15 protein-coding genes and 2 pseudogenes are annotated in these 17,141 nt (G+C 53.7%); 5 read left to right on the top strand and 12 right to left on the bottom strand.

Translation table 11 applies throughout. The annotated features are described in order from the left end of the window. Positions 1-27 precede the first annotated feature (27 nt). Positions 28-984 (bottom strand): sensor domain-containing diguanylate cyclase, encoded by a 957-nt coding sequence (locus DVA43_RS06490; protein ID WP_114314981.1) that lies wholly within the window; start codon positions 982-984, stop codon positions 28-30. Positions 985-1,116: 132 nt separating this feature from the next. Between DVA43_RS06490 and DVA43_RS24680 the strand changes: the two are divergent. Next, positions 1,117-1,287, top strand: a pseudogene (locus tag DVA43_RS24680) (AbrB/MazE/SpoVT family DNA-binding domain-containing protein); the annotation flags it as partial. A 137-nt stretch (positions 1,288-1,424) separates the two neighbouring features. Here the strand turns inward: DVA43_RS24680 and DVA43_RS06480 are convergent. Further along, a complete protein-coding gene (locus DVA43_RS06480) occupies positions 1,425-2,192 on the bottom strand; it encodes an alpha/beta fold hydrolase (protein ID WP_114314979.1) in 768 nt (255 codons plus the stop codon). Between the two features lie 74 nt (positions 2,193-2,266). Then, positions 2,267-3,088 (bottom strand): alpha/beta fold hydrolase, encoded by an 822-nt coding sequence (locus tag DVA43_RS06475; RefSeq protein WP_114314978.1) that lies wholly within the window; start codon positions 3,086-3,088, stop codon positions 2,267-2,269. Between the two features lie 150 nt (positions 3,089-3,238). Here DVA43_RS06475 and DVA43_RS06470 point away from each other — a divergent pair, with 150 nt between their 5' ends. Continuing rightward, entirely contained in the window at positions 3,239-3,706 is a 468-nt protein-coding gene (locus tag DVA43_RS06470; protein ID WP_114314977.1) for a MarR family winged helix-turn-helix transcriptional regulator, read from the top strand. Here DVA43_RS06470 and DVA43_RS06465 read toward each other — a convergent pair. Both DVA43_RS06465 and DVA43_RS06460 read right to left on the bottom strand, forming a co-directional pair. Next, positions 3,650-4,072: a hypothetical protein gene (locus tag DVA43_RS06465; RefSeq protein WP_246842279.1), complete on the bottom strand. Its 423-nt coding sequence runs from the start codon at positions 4,070-4,072 to the stop codon at positions 3,650-3,652. The genes DVA43_RS06470 and DVA43_RS06465 overlap by 57 nt on opposite strands. Positions 4,073-4,107: 35 nt before the next feature. Then, a complete protein-coding gene (locus DVA43_RS06460; protein WP_168194646.1) occupies positions 4,108-6,651 on the bottom strand; it encodes an excinuclease ABC subunit UvrA in 2,544 nt (847 codons plus the stop codon). Positions 6,652-6,879: 228 nt separating this feature from the next. Between DVA43_RS06460 and DVA43_RS06455 the strand changes: the two genes are divergently transcribed. Further along, positions 6,880-7,767, top strand: coding sequence for a LysR family transcriptional regulator (locus tag DVA43_RS06455; RefSeq protein WP_246842278.1), 888 nt, complete (start codon positions 6,880-6,882; stop codon positions 7,765-7,767). A 61-nt stretch (positions 7,768-7,828) separates the two neighbouring features. Here DVA43_RS06455 and DVA43_RS06450 read toward each other — a convergent pair whose 3' ends face one another. The 4 genes and pseudogenes from DVA43_RS06450 to DVA43_RS06435 all read right to left on the bottom strand — a co-directional run bounded on the left by DVA43_RS06450 (position 7,829) and on the right by DVA43_RS06435 (position 10,184). Then, positions 7,829-8,155 carry a multidrug efflux SMR transporter gene (locus DVA43_RS06450; RefSeq protein ID WP_114314974.1) on the bottom strand — a complete coding sequence of 109 codons (327 nt, stop codon included), beginning with the start codon at positions 8,153-8,155 and terminating at the stop codon, positions 7,829-7,831. After that, entirely contained in the window at positions 8,152-8,478 is a 327-nt protein-coding gene (locus DVA43_RS06445) for a multidrug efflux SMR transporter (protein WP_114314973.1), read from the bottom strand. Before DVA43_RS06445 ends, DVA43_RS06450 begins: the two co-directional genes overlap by 4 nt. A gap of 343 nt (positions 8,479-8,821) precedes the next feature. After that, positions 8,822-9,020, bottom strand: a pseudogene (locus DVA43_RS06440) (ISNCY family transposase); the annotation flags it as partial. 258 nt (positions 9,021-9,278) lie between these two features. Continuing rightward, positions 9,279-10,184, bottom strand: coding sequence for a LysR family transcriptional regulator (locus tag DVA43_RS06435; protein WP_114314972.1), 906 nt, complete (start codon positions 10,182-10,184; stop codon positions 9,279-9,281). Between the two features lie 116 nt (positions 10,185-10,300). Between DVA43_RS06435 and DVA43_RS06430 the strand changes: the two genes are divergently transcribed. After that, entirely contained in the window at positions 10,301-11,710 is a 1,410-nt protein-coding gene (locus DVA43_RS06430; RefSeq protein WP_246842309.1) for an MFS transporter, read from the top strand. A gap of 92 nt (positions 11,711-11,802) precedes the next feature. Next, the gene (locus DVA43_RS06425) at positions 11,803-12,639 is read left to right on the top strand and encodes an alpha/beta fold hydrolase (protein ID WP_114314970.1); all 837 of its coding nucleotides are present in this window, start codon (positions 11,803-11,805) and stop codon (positions 12,637-12,639) included. 47 nt (positions 12,640-12,686) lie between these two features. On the opposite strand, the gene DVA43_RS06420 is transcribed toward DVA43_RS06425, so the two are convergent. The 3 genes from DVA43_RS06420 to DVA43_RS06410 all read right to left on the bottom strand — a co-directional run bounded on the left by DVA43_RS06420 (position 12,687) and on the right by DVA43_RS06410 (position 17,068). After that, positions 12,687-13,868 carry a PLP-dependent aminotransferase family protein gene (locus DVA43_RS06420; RefSeq protein WP_114314969.1) on the bottom strand — a complete coding sequence of 394 codons (1,182 nt, stop codon included), beginning with the start codon at positions 13,866-13,868 and terminating at the stop codon, positions 12,687-12,689. 133 nt (positions 13,869-14,001) lie between these two features. Continuing rightward, positions 14,002-15,996, bottom strand: a complete 1,995-nt coding sequence (locus tag DVA43_RS06415) for a TonB-dependent receptor domain-containing protein (RefSeq protein ID WP_114314968.1) — start codon at positions 15,994-15,996, stop codon at positions 14,002-14,004. A 10-nt stretch (positions 15,997-16,006) separates the two neighbouring features. Next, on the bottom strand, positions 16,007-17,068 hold the full coding sequence (locus DVA43_RS06410; protein ID WP_114314967.1) for a YncE family protein: 1,062 nt from the start codon (positions 17,066-17,068) through the stop codon (positions 16,007-16,009). Between the last annotated feature and the right edge of the window lie 73 nt (positions 17,069-17,141).

The raw sequence follows: 17,141 nt of genomic DNA, 5'->3' as shown, positions 1-17,141 counted from the left end.
TGAATCGAGGTGCGCAAAGCACTCCTTTTAAAGCTGTTTCCTGCGCTTCACTGAGTACATCACTTCGTCACTTTTTTTGATCATTTCGTCAAGCGACGAATACTGGCCCTGATCATTGTACAGAACGCCAGAAGAGTAATTGATATTATAGGGTTTACCTGATTTTTCGTTGTAATCGTCAACTCCCCGACGAAGCGCATGCAAAAAATCCTCCGTACTGCTCCGGGTGGTAATGAGCACGGCGAATTCGTCTCCACCCAGCCGACCGGCAATATCGCCGGGCTTCAGGAACTGAAACAACAGTCCTGAGAAGACTTTCAGAACCTCATCGCCTTCAGCATGCCCCCAAAGATCATTGATAGGTTTGAATTTATCCAGATCAAAAAAGATAAGGCTGAACGGTGTATTACGCTCAGTGAGGGTGCGGAACCGTTTTTCTCCTGTCCGGTAAAAACCCCGCCGATTAGCTATTCCGGTCAGGCTGTCGGTCATGGCCATGCCGATGACCTGAAATTCATCCTCAACAATGAAGGCCATATCCTTGAGTGAAGCAATATCCTCGTCGTTAAAGCTGCGAGGGATGGTATGAATGAGGCAAAGCGTACCGGCCACTTTTCCGTCAGGCAGATGCACAGGATAGCCAGCGTAAAATCTGATGTAAGGTTCACCGGTAACCAGGGGATTATCATGAAAACGCTCATCAACAGATGCATCGTTAACGATAAAAGCGCCATCCTGCAAAATGGCATGCCCACAGAACGAGATATTACGTGGCGTTTCCCGGACACCGAGACCCTCGCATGCAATCAACCATTGTCGTTCGCGATCCAGCAGGCTTATCAGAACCACAGGTACCTGAAAGATGCGCCTGGCAAGCCGGGTCAGACGATCGAAACGCTCATCGTCTCTGGTATCAAGCAGGTCTGCGAGATAAAGCGACTTTAGTCTTTCTTCTTCATTTTCCGGTATGCCGGGGAATTTCATAGAACCTCAACGACTTATGCGCGTTTTTGATGTTTTCATCTACATCACAATATTCTTTAGCTGAGTATAGGATAAGCAGAAACTAGCCGCCTGTCTGGACACTGATATCTGTTTCTGTCGGGCCTTGTCAGCTTGAGAACCGTATCCATTTTTAAAAATGGCAACAACCGCGCCATCTGCTTGTTCCGCGAAATTGATTTTGAGGGGGGGGAATTGGAGATCATCAGAAAAAGGTACAGCATCATTCTGCGCCCCGTCCGGCCGACTTGGGACTCGTTCGCGAAGATAGAGAAAACGCCCGCCTTTACCGCAGGCGGACGATCTCTCTTCTGTTTATTTCGAAGGCAGCTGACACTGTATACCCTGGCGGTTGCACCGCAAAAAAAAGTCCGGGACAGTGCCTCTGACGGGGAATGGCGTCAAAGACAGGACAAAGAGAATTATTTCGCGGCTTCCTCAATAAGTGTGGCTACGTCCTGAGGATGAGAAACCATTACGACATGGGATGCCCCTTTAATCACCACGGTGTGCTTTGATCCCGCGCGTTCAGCCATGAAACGCAAACTTTGGGCAGGGATATTTTTGTCGCTATCACCATAAATGAAGTAAGAGGGCACTGTTTTCCAGGCGGGGGCTCCCGATTTTTCAGTTAATGCTGCTTCGGTCACAGGTCGTTGTCCTGCCGCCATCAGCGCAGCTTTTTCAGCTGACACGTCATGAGCGAATTGCTGGTGGAACTTCGACTGCTCAATGGATAGATCGACGTTACCATCAGCCAGCTTAACCGGTGCGGAAAGCGCCTCGCCAAGAGTGCCACCGGGGAATTTCCCCGCCAGTTCAGCGGCAGCCTCACCCGTGTCAGGAGCAAATGCGGCGACATAAACCAGTGATTTAACATTTTTCGTTTCCCGGGCTGCGTTCGTTATCACCTGGCCGCCATAGGAATGCCCGACAAGTACAACAGGTCCTTTAATATTGTTCACAACAGAAGAGACGTAAGCCGCATCAGTCGAAACACTGCGCAGCGGATTAGCCGCTGCGACGACGTTATACCCATCTTTTTGCAGGATACGGGTGACATCATTCCAGCTTGATGAGTCAGCAAAGGCACCATGAACCAGGACAACAGTCGGCTTTGCGTTTTCGGCGAAAGCACTGGCAGACAGCAGAGCGGCAGCAATAGCGAGGGAGGCAGCAAATTTAGACATGATAGTTTCCCTTTTAACACAGTTGATAAGGTATGCGTATGATGGGTGTGGCCTGTATGGAACAGGCCACCTCGTTAGCCGCGAATAAAGCCCAGGACGTCAGCATTAAAGCGGTCGGCCTCTGTTTCAGCCAGACCATGTGAGCCGCCGGCATATATCTTCAGTGTGGCGTTCGCAACGATCTCAGCGGCGCGGTGTGCTGATGCCTTAATGGGCACAATCTGGTCATCGTCACCATGAATAATCAGAGTAGGGCGATCAATCTGCTGCAGATCGCGTGTGTAGTCGACCTCGGAGAACTCACGGATGCAGTCATATTGTCCTTTAATACCTCCCTGCAACCCGATCCTGCGAAAGTTTTCTCGCAGCCCGTCATTGGTTGGTACATGGTCGCGATTGAAGCCATAGAATGGAATGGTCAGGTCGAAGAAGAACTGGGCACGGTTTTTGGCCGTTCCTTCGCGAATGGCATTAAATACCTCCAGCGGAGTGCCGTCGGGATTAGCATCGGTCCGGAGCATCTGAGGTGGTACTGCGCCAACCAAAACAACTTTAGCTACACGGGAAGTACCATGACGACCGATGTAATGTGCAACTTCGCCACCCCCTGTGGAATGACCTACTAAAATCAGGTCCTTCAGATCCAGCGCTTCAATAAGTTCGGCCAGATCGTCAGCATACTGATCCATATTGTTGCCATGGAATGTCTGGTCCGAACGCCCGTGGCTGCGCCGGTCATGAGCGATGACCCTGAAGCCATTCTGGCTGAAGTAAAGCATCTGCTGATCCCAGGCGTCGGACGATAACGGCCATCCGTGAGCAAAGAGGATTGGCTGACCTGAACCCCAGTCTTTATAGAAAATGCCAGTCCCGTCTGTCGTTGTGAATGTGGACATATCTTTCTCCTGTTATGAATTGTATGTTGCTGCGCAATTGATTTGTGCACGACTTGTTTGTGTGTGAATTAATCTGGCATTACTTTTTGTTGTTGTCAATCGCTTGCAATTAAATCGCACACAAATTATTTTAGAGGGACTGGAGGACATATGACTAAAGAGATAAATACCGGGGATTTACTTCCGGATGTGCACGGCATGCTCTGCTTCTCGCTATATTCCGCGGGACATGCGTTTACGCAGCTCTATCGCCCAATGCTCGATAAGCTGGGTTTAACCTATCCCCAGTACCTGGTGATGATCACTCTGTGGAATCAGGATGGACGCACTGTGAAGGAACTGAGTGGAATACTCTTCCTTGAGTCCAGCACGCTGACTCCTTTACTTAAGCGGCTGGAGAGTGCGGGGTTGATCACCCGGACACGCAATCCGAAGGATGAACGTGAAGTGCTTATTCATCTGACAGAGAAGGGGGACACACTGAAAATTGAGGCCAGCAATATCACGCGCTGTATTGTGGATACCCTTGGAATGGATGCGGATGCAGTTGCTGACATTAAATCATCCGTCGATAAGATCCGTGATCAGATACACCGTGCACAGAGACCGGACAAGTGATGTTTCATAGACCGGGACGTCGCGATGCCATCCCAGCTGCGTGCCGGGTAGGTATTCGGTGACGAGCAGATGGGAAATCGTCCCGTGCTCAATCCTCAGCCAGTCGGCGACGCGGTTTCGCAGCGGAACCAGACGTGCATCAAGCCTCGGACTGGGCTTGACGGTATGCGTATTGAAATCGTAAAGCCCGCCGAAGCTGAGAATACGGACCTTTGATTCATACTCTTTATACCGTGCAGGCAGGAGAGGCAGCGTGGCGATAATCTCCAGCAAACCTGTCTCTTCTTCCGGCGTGAGAAAGTCGGCCTGATAAATCAAGCCCGGAATGGAGGGTAGCTTTTCGTCTGCAAACAAATCAAACTGCATGTATCCTCCGAAACCATCACTAAACCTGACCGGCGTTACTCGTCAGGATCGCCATTCCTTTTTTTTAGCCTGGCCGCAAGCCAGGGCGCGGTGAGGCTTTTCTTACTGCGGCTGACCTCTTCCGGCGTGCCGGCCGCAATGATACGTCCGCCGTTTTCGCCCGACCCGGGACCGAGATCGAGAACCCAGTCGGCTTCTGCGGCAATGCGCATATCGTGCTCCGCCATGACCACCGTATCGCCGCGCTGAACCAGACTGTCGAGGACCCGCATCAGCTTGTCCATATCCGCCGGATGCAGCCCCGTGGAGGGCTCGTCAAGCAGATAGAGTGTTTTACCCCGCTGTACGCGTTGCAATTCCCAGGCGAGCTTAATGCGCTGGCATTCGCCCCCGGATAGTTCGGTGGCGGGCTGCCCCAGTTTCAGGTAGCCGAGACCGAGCGAGGCAAGCGCGGCCAGGGAGCGCTGGATGGTGTCATTATGTCTGAACACCTCAACGGCTTCGTCTACGGTGAGATCCAGCACGTCCGCTATCGTTCTGTTATGCCAGCGGACCTGGAGCGTATCCTCATTGTAGCGCCGTCCGCCGCAGGCGGAGCAGGGCGCGCTTGCCTGGGGCATAAACATCAGTTCGATAGTGATCTGTCCCTGTCCGTCGCAGGCGGGGCAGCGGCCGGCGGGCAGGTTAAAGGAAAAGCGGCTGGCGTCAAAACTTCGCTTTTTGGCTTCGTCGGTATCGGCAAATAGCTTGCGCACGGTATCAAAGAAGCCGGTATAGGTCGCCAGGTTAGAGCGCGGCGTGCGCCCGATGGGTTTCTGGTCGATGCGGACCAGACGTTTCAGAGTAGTCCCGCCAGCCGTGATCTTACCCTGTACCTCCGGAACCAGGCTGTCTTCCTCTGACTCCTCATCCTCAGGGGTTTTGTCGAGTCGCTGAAGCAGCGCCGGGAGCACCCGGCCCAGAAGCGTGGACTTGCCCGAGCCGGATACGCCGGTGATGGCGGTCATCCGTTCAAGAGGGATGCGGAGATCCAGCCCGTGAATGTTATTGCAGGTGATTTGCTCAAGCTCCAGCCAGCGATCGGGAAGTCCACGCCGGCGCAGGCCCGGACGGTGTTTGTCGAAGAGGTAGCCTGCGGTAGGTGAGCGGGAAACCCGTGCCAGACCGGATGGCGCGCCGTTATAAACGATCTCACCGCCCAAGTGCCCGGGACCGGGCCCCACCTCCGTGAGCCAGTCGGCTTCGGCGATAACGTCCAGATTATGTTCGACAATAACCAGCGAGTTGCCAGCCTCCAGAAGCAGGCGCAGGGACTGGAGGAGGGCGCGAACATCTACCGGATGCAGACCGGCTGCCGGCTCGTCGAGCACGTAGATCACGCCAAACAGGCGGGAGATAAGCTGCGTGGCCAGTCGGATACGCTGCAGCTCGCCGGACGAGAGCATGGTAGTCCGCCGACCGAGAGAGAGGTGGCCGAGGCCTAGCCTTTCGAGCTGGTCGAGGCGGCCGCAGATATCGGTCGTCATCCTGATGACGGCCTCCCGCAGCGCGGCTTCGCCAGGCATATGCGGCGAATGGCCTTCGGCAAAGGGTAAAAACAACCCCTTTAACTGCGTTATCGTCAGCTCACCCATTTCGGCAATGTCGTGGCCCGCAAAGGTGTAGGCCAGAGCATTGCGGTTAAGCCGCTTGCCATGGCATTCATTGCACGGCGCCACGGTGATGAAGCGGGTGAGGCGTTTTTTCACTGACTCCTTACCGCCCGAATAGCTTTGCAGAAGATATTTTCTGGCACTGGTATAGGTACCGGTATAGGCGGGCTCGGTGCCTGCCGCGATCGCCTCCTGGCGCTGCTCCGCATTTAGCCCCATAAAAATCGGCACTGACGGCTGTTCGTTGGTGAAGAGGATCCATTCCCGATCTTTTTCAGACAGCGTATTCCACGGGGCATCGATGTCGTAGCCCAGCGAGTCAAGAATTGAGCGCAGGTTTTTTGCCTGCCAGCCGTTGGGCCAGGAGGCTATCGCCCCTTCGCGGATGCTAAGCGACCCGTCAGGAACAAGCGCGTCGGACTTCACTTCATGCACCATGCCCATGCCCTGACAGGCAGGGCAGGCGCCCTGAGGATTATTGGGCGAGAAGGCTTCTGCCGGCAGGAACGGGATGTCGGTGGGATGGATGCCAGCACGGGAAAAAAGCAGCCTGAGGGTGACGGAGATCCGCGTCAGGCTGCCAACCGTTGAGCGTTCCTGCGCGCCGGCCCGGCTCTGCTGCAGGGCTACGGCGGGCGGCAGCCCGTCTATGCCGTCCACGTCCGGTGCCGAAGCCTGCTCAATCAGGCGCCGCGCATGCGGCGCAACAGATTCCATAAACCGCCGCTGAGCCTCGGCGTAGAGTGTGTCGAACGCCAGGGAGGATTTACCCGATCCGGATATCCCGGTAAAAACCACCATGGCATCACGGGGAAAGGTGAAGGAAACGTCCCGGAGGTTATGCGTCCTGGCTCCGTGTACAGTGACGCCGGTACGGATATCCTCAGGCTGTACATTTATGCTTTGTGATGGTTTTTCTGATGACATTAGTTCCCCTGATAATGCGTCAGTCTGTCGATATTATTAGTTTCGCCTTTCACGTAAGAGCTCCGCTCTGACTGAAAAGGGCCGGACAGACGGCATGAGAAAAGAACTTCAAGGTTAGTCCCGGGACGCGTATTGGACAATTGCCGGTTTCGGTAATTCAGTCGTGACGAAATGGAATGTCAGTACGGGGTAAGATGGCAGAACTGCTACACCTATTTACAGGAGAAGATGATGAACCTGGTAGACGGTATTGAGGCGTTCGTGAAAATTGCTGACCTGGGCAGCTTCGCGGCCGCGGCGCGCGAGCTGAATATTTCCCCCTCTGCTGTAAGTAAGCTCGTCAGCAAAACAGAAGAGGAGCTGGGTACGCGCCTACTTAACCGTAACACGCGTGGTTTAAGCCTGACGCAAGAAGGTAAAATGTTTCTTGAGCGTAGCCGGGTAATACTTAATGAACTGACAGCAGCGAAGGAGGAGCTTTCGTCTGTATCAGGCGAGCCTAAAGGCAAGCTTCGAGTGAGTATGCCTTATATACCGTCCTTTTTCCTGCCGGTGATCAGCCGTTTTATGGCGCAATATCCGGCAGTAACTCTTGAGGTAGATCTTAGCGACAGACTGGTTGATGTGGTGGATGAGGGATTCGATGCGGTAATACGCGTCGGCCAGTTGTCAGACTCCCGCCTCACGGCCCGCTCGCTCGGTAACTGTGCCATGAATCTGGTGGCATCACCAGATTACCTCAGGCGATACGGGATTCCTGCCTGCGTGGAGGATCTCAATTCCCATACCTGTATTCAATACCGCTATCCCTCAAGTGGGCGCACGGAGCCCTGGCCACTTCTGAATTCAGCATCCGGCGTGCAGAATGTTATCCCTTCTCTCGTCTGCAACAGTACGGACATTCGCCTTGGGCTGGCACTTGACGGCAAAGGTATTGCTTTTATGCCGGGGCTGCTCACGGAAAAATATATTGAATCAGGTGAGCTGAAAATTGTGCTGGGAAATATTGTCGAACAAATCTATGAAATCAATCTGGTCTGGCCCACGAATAAATATGTGCTCCCCAGACTCAAAGCCTTTACGGATTTTATGGTGAATTATTTTACCGGAAACTAATAACTGTCAGAAAGGTTTCTCTCTTTCATTCAGGATACTGTCTGAAAGAGAGAATATGGAATTAAACCAGCTTCAGCATGATCGCACTAAAGATAATAAGAAAGATACTTGCCCCCTTGAGCAGACGAATTTTATCTCCGTTAATCAATACGCCTACCGCAACGGCACCGATGGTACCCACCCCCGTAAAGATGGCATAGGCCACGGAAAGGGGAATCTCGCGCATGGAGATACTCAACGAGCTGAGCGCAATGGCAAAGAGTACAATAGTGGCCAGAAGGAACGTGACCTTACGGCGAGCGGTTCCGGCATTGGCATAGCCATTCAGGGTGGAAATACCCGCAACCTCGAAGCAGCCGGCAACAAACAGAATGAGCCAGGAAATCATGATCTTGCTCCTTTAACACCAATGATGCCCAGCATCAGGGTGACCACGAATACGATACGGAGGATTTCTGGCTGACCTCCGTGAGACAGGGTGTGGGTCATTTCTACCAGTACCACAAATAGGGTACCGAGACCGGTATAAACTACATACGCGATACTTGCCCTGACATATTTGAATGACAGCATGAATATGCCGAAGCTGGCCACCACGCAAACCATGGTCAGAAATATTTCAAATGGACCCTGGGCATGCTTAAGACCGAATGCCCAGGCGCACTCAAACATCGCGCCGATGATAATAAGGATGAGACCTCTGGTGTTCATAACAATTCTCTCTTCAACAACTTCAGTGAGTTAAATTTCCATTTCGCCACAAAATATTCACGAAAGATTCTTGTCGCGGAAAAATAATTAAAATAGATCAGAAATGTTTAAATTAATAAACACTGATCGAGTTAAGTTTATTTGGTTACGCACTGGAATGAATGTAATAGTAAGACTCTCATTCTGTCTGGACAAGACACTTTATTGATATTTCAGAAGTGACAAAATGGAAATATCACTCATTGGAACATAACTGAGTCTGAAAGGAGGCTAGGCTTGACCCATGATAACGTTGAGGCGTGATGTGAAGGGCTGTCGCGTTCCTGACAGGATTTTGGGCTTTCTTGTCGCTGGAGAACGCAAGGGGCTTGCCGTGTTGCTCGAGATACTCACGGGTGGCCATCATGTAATCAAAGGCTGATTCAGTCTCACCAAAGCGGAGGTGCATCAGGCGACCAGTCGCGTCATCAATAAAGACGAGCAAGCAGTATTTCGGCGCTTGACCTTCAAACTTCAAACCAGTCATGTGGAGAACCATCAATCCATCAGACACAGCGTCTGACGTTCGGTCAGAGTAAGCTGGAGAGCAGCATCACGACGGCGCATGCGTTTTTCAACAACTGACTGTAGGTTGTGGTTGGTCCGGCTCAGTTCTTTATAATATTGCAGGTATTACCTTGGTGCGCATAATGTATATTATGTTAAATGCGATCTGTGGCAGCAACGCAGCCTCCCTGGTACCAGTACCGGGCCTCGTATTACGCGCCCAGCTTTATCCCCTCGCCTCAGCTTCTCATTCATCACCGTACACTCCGACACACCTCAAGCACTTTTTCTCTCAGCCATCGATGACCGGGATCCCTTTCCATTCTCGGATGCCACATTTGCGACACCGTGATGGCGCGGGTCTTAAACGGCAGTTCGAATACATGCAGCTGCTCCGTCATCTGCGGGTTTTGCAAATACAACGCCGGAACCATGGCGATAAGATCCGATGCCAGCGCCACGGACAACGCCGTCGGAAAGCCAGGCACCACGCTTGCCACCTTACGCGACAAACCTGACTCCGCCAGTGCATCATCCACAAACCCATGTAATGATCCATTCGGCGCGGCCACCACATGGCCCCAGGCGACATAATCCTTTACGCTGATTTCCGGTAACGATGCCAGCGGATGCGTCTTACGAACGGCACCGACAAATCGGTCCTGAAAAAGTCGCTGCAGGCGAATTTCCGGGCCCATATTGCTCTGGACGCCAATTTCCAGATCGACCAGACCCTCACGCAGATAACGTGACGTTTTTTCCGGCTTGGGCGCGAAACGGATACAGACGTCCGGGGCTGCCTCAGCCACAGCGGCAATCAGCGCCGGGCCAAACGCGACGACAAACCCATCGTTGGCCCGGATGGTAAAAATCCGCGCCAGACTTTCCAGCCTGAGCGTCTCCATTGACGGCTGTAACACTGCCCTCGCCTCCTGCACCGCATTTCTGGCGCGATCCCGGGAGGCTTCAGCCCAGGGGGTCAGCACCATATTTCGTCCGGCTCGCACCAGAATCGGATCGCCCGTCACCTCACGCAGCCTGTTGAGCGTGCGGCTCATGGCGGATGCACTTAGGTTTAAGCGCCGTGCAGCACCGGCCACGCTCGCTTCTGCCAGCAGAATGTCGAGTGCGAACAACAGGTTAAAATCGGGATCGGACATGATAAACCTCAGATAAGGCGTTCGGTGCAATGATTAAGTGTAAACCATGCGTCTTCCGCCTTATATACCTCGTACTTATAGTTTCGTCATCAAAACCATATTCAGGAGTTCAGATGATGATGCTATTTTCAAACCAACCCGGTGATGACGGGCTGCCTGGCCCGGAGCGCGCCCGGGTGATGATCGCCGTAATGGTGACCACCCTGATGGGGGTATTTGATGGCACCATGATCAACATTGCCCTTCCCTCTATGGCGCAAGCGATGCGGGTGCCTGCAAGCTACGCGGTCTGGTTCGCTAACGGTTACCTGCTCTCTGCGGCCATGACGCTGATGATCTTCGCCTCGCTCGCGACGATCTTTGGCACTCGCCCCATATTTCTTGCGGGGCTCACCACCTTTACGCTGACTTCACTGGGCTGCGCAGTGGCAACTACCCCTGAAATGCTTGTGGCAATGCGTATCCTGCAGGGGATCGGCGGTGCGGCGACGTTAAGTATTGCTCCGGCGATCCTGCGCAGCGTTTTTCCGGGACGCCTGCTTGGCCGCGTGCTGGGTCTGCATGCCCTGCTTATTGCATCCAGCACCGCCATTGGCCCGGTGCTGGGCGGCACAATACTGGATACCCTGAGCTGGCAATGGTTGTTTGTCATTAACATTCTTCCGGGAACCTTAGCCCTGTTGCTGGCTTTCAGGGCGTTACCCGGAAAATCAACGTCCGGCAAAACGGCGTTTGATCTCCCTGGCGCGGTACTGTCAGCGACCCTTTTGGGGGCAATGATTATGGCGGCGAACAGCCTTCACCTGGCGGCGGTCTGCTGGGGACTCCTCGCCCTGTTCAGCACGATGCTGTTTATCTGGCATATCCGCCGCGCCCGGGCACCCATACTGCCGCCCGTCATATTCAAGAACGGACGTTTCACCCTCGCGACATTAACGTCACTGGCCTCTTTTGTCAGCCAGGGGATCACCTTTGTTGCGTTGCCTTTCCTGTTTCAGAGCGTATATGGCTACAGCCCTGTTGTATCCGCGCTGTTGTTTGTGCCCTGGCCGATAGGTATTGTACTCATCGCACCCCATGCCGGCCGCTGGGCAGACACGGTTTCTGCGCCGCTAATCTCCACTGTTGGGCTGGCCATCTTTGTGGTGGGGTTGATCCTGCTGGCGATGCTGCCCGCCTCGCCTTCCGTATGGGATATCGGCCTGCGTAGCCTGGTTTGCGGCATCGGATTTGGATGTTTTCAGAGTCCTAACAACCGGGAAATGTTGTCGAATGTTGCCCGCGAACAGGCAAGCTATGCATCCGGGGTATTATCCATTGCCCGAACTTTCGGGCAGTGCCTGGGCGCCGCTGTTGTTGGTATCCTTCTGGCTCTGATATCCCCGGAAACCGGCCAGACGTTGAATGAACGGGCTGTCCACTTCGCCCTGTGGGTCGCTGTCGCTGCGTCTGTCGCTTCAGTGTTGTTTAGCCTCAGCCGACTGCGCAGAACGCATGCGCTTTCGTTAGGAGGAAGCAATCGTTAATCTTCTCAACTAGACTTCTTAGCGGCTGTACGTCTTTAACTGCGGACGCAGCCCACTTCACTCAGGTTCTTTTATTCCCCGAGAGGTCTATCATGTCATTTGTTACCACCAACGATGATGTCAGTATCTTCTATAAAGATTGGGGTCCTAAAGATGCACAGCCCATTTTCTTCCACCACGGCTGGCCATTAAGCGCTGACGACTGGGATAACCAGCTGTTGTTCTTTTTAGCTGAAGGTTTCCGCGTTATTGCCTCTGACCGTCGTGGTCATGGCCGCTCAAGTCAGGTCAGCGATGGACACGATATGGATCATTACGCCGCCGATGTGTCTGCCGTTGTGGAACATCTGGATCTGCGTAACGTTATCCATGTTGGTCACTCCACCGGCGGCGGACAGGTTGCACGCTATGTAGCGAAATACGGTCAACCGCAGGGTCGCGTGGCGAAAGCGGTTTTAATCAGCGCCGTACCGCCATTAATGGTGAAAACACCGGAAAATCCAGGCGGCACACCTCTGGAGGTTTTTGATGGATTCCGTAAAGCGCTGGCCGCAAATCGGGCGCAATTTTATCTCGACGTGGCGACGGGCCCCTTCTACGGCTTCAACCGAACGGGGGCTGAAATATCTCAGGGAACTATTCAGAACTGGTGGCGGCAAGGGATGATTGGCAGCGCGAAAGCGCACTATGAAGGCATTAAAGCGTTTTCAGAGACGGACCAGACCCACGATCTGAAAGCGATCACCGTGCCGGTGCTTATTTTGCAGGGTGATGACGATCAGGTGGTGCCTTATAAGAATGCCAGCCTGCTTCAGGATGAACTTATCAGCAACAGCACGCTGAAAGTTTATCCAGGCTATCCTCACGGGATGCACACCACGCACCCTGATACGATCAACAAAGACTTACTCGATTTTATCCGCAGCTAAGTCAATGATTCGGGTGGCCTTCGCCACCCGTTTTATTTCAGCGCCCCTTATAAGGAGGCTTTTAACCGTGCGACCGCCTCTTGCAGATTTTCATCCGTGACGCTGACGTAGGACATGCGCAGCGTGTTGTGATCCGGCTCGTTACAGTAGAAGAACTCCCCTGGCACGTAGACCACGCCGTTGTTGAGGGTCTTTTTCAGCCACTCGGTAGTATTCATCTCATATTTAAATTTCGCCCACAGGAACATGCCACCCATCGGTTTGTGGAACGTCAGGTGATCGCCAAGGTCGCGCTCCACCGCCTGGCAGAGGATCTCGCATTTGTGTTTATAGGCGTCACGGATCAGCGCGATTTGTCCCGCCAGTCGTCCCGTGGTGAGATAGTGATAAGTGAGTGACTGCGACAATGTGCTGGTGTGTAAATCGGTGGCTTGCTTGAGGATCACCACCTGACGCTTCACCCAGTCCGGCAGCACTAACCAGCCTACCCTTGCCCCCGGCGCGAGGATTTTTGAAAAGGTCGAGGTGTAAATCACGTTATCGCTGCACCCCATCTCTGCCGCCCAGGCTTTTAATGGCGTGAAGGTGTTGTCGGTAAAATTAATTTCGCCGTAGGGATCGTCTTCTATAATCACAAAATCGTAGCGCTGCGCTAACTCCACCAACTGCTTGCGGCGCTGCTCTGTCAGCGTTACGCCGCCTGGGTTGCCAAACGTCGGTACGATGTAGACCGCTTTGATCGGCGTGGTCTTAACCAGCGCTTCGAGCTCATCAACGATCATCCCTTCGCCGTCGGTACCCACCGACATCAGGTTAGCCTCGGCTAGCTGCAGAACCTGCAGGGCCGCGAGATAGGTTGGACGTTCAACGACAACAATGTCGCCAGGGTTGATCAGCGCGCGGGCCAGAATATCCAGTGACTGCTGGGAGCCGGATGTGACGACAACCTCGTCGATACCGCAGCGGATCCCCCTGCCGCTCAACAGCTGGCAGATTTCGCCGCGCAGCTCCGGGCTACCTTCGCTCAGACCGTACTGAAAAGCCTCCTTCCAGGTGCTGGAGAGCACCTTTTCCATTGCCATTTCCAGCCCTTCGCGATCGAAAAGATCCGGATTGGGAATGCCCCCGCCGAGTGAAATCACCCCTTCCATCTTGCTGTGTTTTAATAGTTCTCTGATCGCCGATGACTGGAGGTTTTGTACTTTGTGGGCAATTTTGTTCTGCGACATCTTTCGTTATCCTGGTTTGTTGTCTCCCAATCTAAGTATCACATGTCGGCGGGTTTGATAATCACTTTCTGTGGCAGAAAAACGAGGAATAACAATTGCAGAAGCCGGAGCACGACGGCTCCGGCAGTAAGGATCAGAATTCGATACGGGCGCCGAAGTTATAGCGGCGGCCTTCCAGCATCGAAGACTGGTTGTACGAGGTGCGGTAAAGCGGGTTTGCGTCAAACAGGTTATAGATGCCGGTCATGAGTGTAACGTTTTTGTTCAGATGGTAACGCGCGCCTAAATCGACCAGCGCGTAGGCTTCTGTTTCGCTGGAATTGCCGATGTCCGGTGAGGTGCTGCGCCAGCTCGCTTTGCTCCATAACGCCAGGTCGTTTAGCGCATTCCATGTCAGAGAGACGTTAGCCATGCTTTCCGGGAAGTCACTCAGGGCGTAACCTTTATACTCGCCGCTCTGCTGTTCGCTGTGAGTCCAGGTATAGTTGGCATTGGCTCTCAACGATGAGGTGACCTGCCAGTCGCCGTTCAGCTCCACGCCGTAGATTTCGGCATCGCTGACGTTGAAATACTGGAAGACAGAGTCAGCTACGTAACCATTATATGTACACTGCTGCGAAGCCGACGCGGTACAAATGACCCGGTCGCTGATTTTGTCCTTGAATTTGGTGTAGAAGACGGTCGCGTCCAGCGCCAGCGCATCCTGCTGCCAGTAGACGCCAAGCTCGGTGTTGACGCTCTCCTCCGGTTTGAGATCGTCATTACCGATGCCTATTTCCGAATAAGGATAAGCCCCATACACGCTGGTAAAGCCGGCATTATTCTGGCGCAGATCCGGTTTTTTATAGCCCGCCGACACACCCCCCTTCAGCGCCCAGTTTTCATCAAGGGTCCAGTTGCCGTAAAGCTTAGGCGTGACGTGATAACCAAAGTAGCTGTCGTGATCCAGACGCGCCGAGGTCGTTAAGGTGAAATCCGGGACGATCATCCATGCATCTTCGGCGAATACCGCCCAGCCGTTGCGCGATATTTCGCTCACCGGCGTTACGCCCGGCGCCTCTTTATCTTTTATGCCGAACTCATCGTCCAGCTCATTGCGGGTAAAGTTGATGCCCAGCGTCAGCTTGTGGTCGTCGAGGGTAAAGGTGTTGGCGCTGTTCGCCTCGTAGTTTTTCTGGGTAATAAACTGTGATGCCATTCCCGGCACGCGGTACTCGGTTTTCGCTTTCTCGTAGCTGACGAAGTTCTTCACCTCCAGTATATCGCCATACCAGGCGTGCTGCGACAGCGAAGCCGCGTCGCGGTCGAAGCCCCAGTACCACTGTTTATCGTTATGCGTTTTCTCCTGATTGCCTTTCGTAGCGTTCAGATCCCATAGTTGGGTCTCCGTTGGCGACAGGGCGATCGTCGCGTCCAGGTTGCCGGACTGATGCTTCACAAAACGTTCGTCGTTGACGCTGTCATCGTCGCGACGGTCGAGATAATCCGCGGCCACGCTCACCCCCAGTTTACCGGGGATCACCGGGCCCATCACAAAGGCATTGGTCTGGTTGGTGTTGCCGTACTCGCTCTTCTCCTGCAGGAAGTAGTTATCCTCCATGACGCCGGTCCACTTCTCCAGGTTGTACGCTTTTTTAGTGATGACGTTGACCACGCCGCCGATGGCGTCAGAGCCATACAGCGAGGACATCGGCCCGCGGATCACTTCGATGCGCTCGATGGCGGCCAGCGGTGGCATAAAGGCGGCCTCGGTACCGATATGGTGGCCGTACGGGCGGGATTCGCGGGTGGCCTGTTTGATGCCGTTCACCATGTAGGAGGTATAGGTGGAGTCCATCCCGCGCATCTGGACATCGCCAGTCGCCAGGCTGCCGTGGCCGTTACCCACCAAGAGACCCGGCATCTCGCGCAGGGCTTCGGTGACGTTCTGGTTAGAGCGGGTGTTCAGCTCCTTTTCATTCACCTCCGAGATGGTTGCTGGTGCCTCGCGACGTTCCTGGCTGAAGCCGGTCGCGGTCACGACCAGCTCATCTTCGTTAACGGCGGTGGATTCCGCGGCGAAAACGGCCGCAGGAAGGTTTGCCAGGGCGAGCGAAACCGCCACGGCCATGCGTGTCTGCTTTATCACAACAGGATCCTTAGAGCTGGGTTAAATCAATCTTGAGCACGTAGTCAGCTTTGTGAGCTTTCTCATCCTGCTTGACGCTGGCATAGAGCGTGCTGGCATCGGCAGACAGCACCAGGCTGTTTGGCATCGCCGTGGTTTTAATGGTGTGTTTCAGGTGATAAGTGTTTGCATCGATCACGCTAATCTGGCGATCGTTACGATGGGTGACGTAGACCTCTTCACGCGCCGGGTTATACAGCACGCCAACGGAATTAGGGGTCGGTACACGATGAAGCAGCTTGCCGGTGTCCAACTGCACAACCAGCACATCTTTGGTGTTGGTGTCGGCGATATACCCCACCCCTTTGGCACTGTTCAGCGCGATATTCAGGAAATAGTGCTCCGGATCGGCAGGATCGACCTTCACGCGGCTGAGCAGCTTCGATGTTTTAGCATCCAGCGCGATCAGCTCTCCGACACCCGACACGACATACACTTTGTCGCCCGCTTCATCTACTGCAAACCCGACCGGCTCAAGTTTTTCAAGGGTTTGGGCCAGTGCCTGCTTCTCGGTATCCACAACCCAGAGTAATCCTTTATCCTTACGCCCTATCCCCGAGACATAAAGACGCTGATGCTTCTTATCCAGCACCACTTCACGCACGTGCACGCGATTTTCTGGATCTGACGTGTCGCTCAGCTGAATTGTTTTAATGGCTTTATCAGTACGGGTATCGAGCAGCGTGACTGACCCTTCCAGCGAATTACCCAGATAAAGGCGATGATTTTCTTCGTCCAGCGCGACGGCAAATGTGCGACGTTCCGTGGGGATCTTCGCTTCAATTTGCAGCGTCTGCGCCGCCAGCTTAAAGACCAGTCCGTCCGTTTTGTCTTTATCAAAGGAAGGTGCTGACGCGGCATAAAGGGCCTGCTGACCCTTATCGTAGGCCAGCTCGTACACGCCGTGCCCAAGTGGCTGGGTGACGAAATCTTTCTCGGTAAAGGTTTTAGCGAGTGCAGCGCCAGAGTGCATTGCCAGGGAAATGGCGACGGCACACAGGGTTTGCTGTATTAGGGCAGAGGGAATATGCATGTCATTTTTCTTTACAGTTGCTTACGTAAAGAAAAATGATAATGAAAATAAATATCATTAACAATTGCAAATG

The organism is Leclercia sp. W6 (assembly GCF_003336345.1).
GTDB lineage: Bacteria > Pseudomonadota > Gammaproteobacteria > Enterobacterales > Enterobacteriaceae > Enterobacter.
This window is presented reverse-complemented; position numbering and strand designations above follow the sequence as displayed.